2 protein-coding genes are annotated in these 2900 nt (G+C 54.6%); both read right to left on the minus strand.

The window, feature by feature from the left end:
* Positions 1-876, minus strand: an 876-nt coding sequence (locus tag ACT8II_RS09235) for an RNA-binding domain-containing protein (protein WP_443813934.1), incomplete at its 3' end; no start/stop codon positions are given.
* A 404-nt stretch (positions 877-1280) separates the two neighbouring features.
* Positions 1281-2504: an ATP-binding protein gene (locus tag ACT8II_RS09240; RefSeq protein ID WP_443813936.1), complete on the minus strand. Its 1224-nt coding sequence runs from the start codon at positions 2502-2504 to the stop codon at positions 1281-1283.
* Positions 2505-2900: the final 396 nt, after the last annotated feature.

The raw sequence follows: 2900 nt of genomic DNA on the forward strand, positions 1-2900 counted from the left end.
TAGATACTCCTCCTCGGTCACGCCGCTGGGGAGGCCGCCCGGCGAAACAACGGTAACCCGGTCGTCGTAGATTGAGACGGTGACGTTGGCAGGGACATCCCATACGCGATGGACGAGCGCGGTCGCCACCGTCTCTCGAAACGCCTCGAACGGGACGCGCTCCACCCTTTCCCTGGCAGCGCTCGAAACCGTCTCGTACACGAGATAACGCTCGTACATCTCAAGTGCCGCGTCGTATTGCTCGAGAGCCGAGCGGCCCTCGACGGCCTTGCGGTCGAGCAGCTCGCTAATGCCCGAGCCGAACTTCACGGCATCAATGCCCGGGAGGCCGTTGTCATCGGCGAGGATCTCCCCGGCAATGGTGTACGCCCCGTCTATCCCGAGGAGCCCGAGAGTCCGAAGGGAGTTGTCATCGAAGGCGGTCAGCCCGAGATGCCTCATGAAGCGCTCCGCCAAAAGCGAGAACGACAAATCGGTGCGGGAGGACCGGAGTTCGTCAAAGCTGAGGTTCTGCCCCGAGAGGACCAGCCTGCCGAGCTCGATTCTATCAACCTCGATAGTCGCTGAATCCGCCCTTCGGTAGGCCCTCCGGTTGCAGTAGTACGGCTTCGACTTCCCCTCGTTCACGGTTAGGCAGATGGCCTTGTTGGCCTCATCGATGTTGATGGTGTAGCGCGGAACGGGGTCGAGCGAGTCGTTGATCATGTTCTCGATTCGAAGCGCATCCGCCGACGGATCTGCGAGGCCGACCGTCGCACCCGAGTCGTCAACCCCAAACAAGATGCGACCTGTGCCGTAGTTTGCGAAGGCGCTTACGGTCTTGAGGAACGTCTTGGTGACCGATTCTTTGAATTCAAGGGTCCTGGTTTCTCGCATGGGCTCTCCCCTTCGCCTGAATGATAATGCATCGAAGCTGTTTTCGTTGCATATTATAATGCAACGATACACTATTCGTTGCATTATGACTTACACCGACCCTGGCCCATTCATTTCTTTTGGCGAACTGAAGGGGGCGCGCGAGAATTCTTACCTCCTTTTTCAGGCCCAGCGCCTACAAAGATTGCCCAGAGGTTGCCAGAAAAGAAAACCCCCGACCTCTCCGCAGGTCAGGGGTTTGGACGGTGCTGTTTCTCGCTGCTCCCACTCAGTAACAGGAGCCACTGGTCAAAAGCTCATTAACTTCAACACGAGTTCTCGGCCTGCCGATTCCAAGTGAATCAATGGTCCTCTTTTAATTCACGTCACTCATGTACCGAGAAGCAAAGAAATCCGGCCGCCGCTCAAATTAGGTCGCCATTATCTTTCATAAACGACACCATGTTAAGATGTCTGACGCCATCTCTCTCCTGCAGCAGGGGATCAAGCGTGAAAAGGTATCGCGGATACCCGTCCCTGATGTAGCCGAATGGCCTGTACTCACGCTCTTCCACGTTCCTATCGGCAATTGTCATCGAAACCTGGATGTAGGCATAGGCGTTGCGCCTGCGGGCGATGAAGTCGCACTCCAGCTTCCCGATGCGGCCTACGGATAGCTTATATCCCCTCGAGCGGAGATAGATGTACAAGGCGTTTTCCAACGAGGGCCCGTAATTCAACCGGACATCGATGTTGCGCGCAAAATAGATACCCGGATCCGCAAGGTAGTACTTCTCCTCGCCACGCAACGATTTGCGGGACTTAAGGTCGAATCTCTCGCATCTGTAGAGCACCTTGGCGTCAACGAGCATCTGGATGTAGGAGGCGATCGTCCGCCGCTCGACGGCAATGCGCTCCGTCTTAGTGAAATAGTCATGAAGGTTGGTGAGGCTCGTTGGCGCACCATAGTTGTTGATGACGTGGGTCATGACACGGTTGAACGTATCAATGTTCCGGATCTTGTTGCGAGACCTGATGTCCTTGTCGACGATCTGCCCAACGACATCCTCGATGTAGCGAGCCTTTGCCTCGGGATCTTCGTATTCCAGAGACCGAGGAAACCCGCCATAGCGTAGATATTCGTCAAATTCGATTCGCGCGTCACCGACCGCCTTGCCCATGAACCTCTTCATATCGAGGAACTCGGAAAAGGACAGGGTGAACATCTCGAACTCCACGTATCGGCCCGTGAGCTTGGTCATCAGCTCGCCAGACAGCAGATACGAGTTGGAGCCTGTGATGAATATCGAGAAGCCGCCATCCGAGTTGTAGGCGTTCACGACCTCCTCGTAGTCTCGGACGTTCTGCACCTCATCGATGAAGAGGTATTTGAAGCCGTTGTCAGCCAGAAGCGACTCGATTTTTTCCTCCAGCTGCTCAGGCGTCTTAATCGAGCGGTTTCCGCGCTTATCAAGATCGAGGTAGATGATGTCCTTATCTTCGACGCCGCGATTTCTCAGTTCTTCGGCAATCGTTGCCATGAGGCACGATTTGCCGCAGCGACGAATACCTGTGATTACCTTGATTAGATCGTCATCGTAGAACGGTCGAATCTTTTTCAGATATTGCTCGCGATGGTACAGTTTCATGTAAACCGCCTCCTCTGCCTAGTTTATCAGAGGAGGCGATAATCGTCAGTTAAGACACTAATATTTTTGATTTTTCAGAAGTTGGTTCCTTAAACCTTATTCCCACTCGATGGCTTTGGCTCTGTCGTCCCGTCATTCCAGTTGCACCCAGTTTGCGGCATCGACACGGAACGCGTGCCGCCGAATGACGCGATGTCGCGTTTCGTCGGCTTCGGGGACAAAAGCTGGGACAACCTCAAAAACTTTTTTCAAACTCAGGGCTTTGAGTTTTTGTTTTTGTCCCAAAGGGCGCGGCGGGCCGCCTTTGGAGGCTCGATGGCGCCGAAAACGCCCGTTTCGAAACTGAACTGCGCCCCGAAACTTGGACGCGATAAATCATAACCGCTAAGCGGCCTC

Origin of the sequence: Collinsella sp. (assembly GCF_052346665.1) — a bacterium.
Lineage (GTDB): Bacteria > Actinomycetota > Coriobacteriia > Coriobacteriales > Coriobacteriaceae > Collinsella.

Coding starts and splice junctions, on each gene's coding strand:
- ACT8II_RS09240 (WP_443813936.1), bottom strand. CDS start 2,504: ATGAAACTGTACCATCGCGAGCAATATCTGAAAAAGATTCGACCGTTC.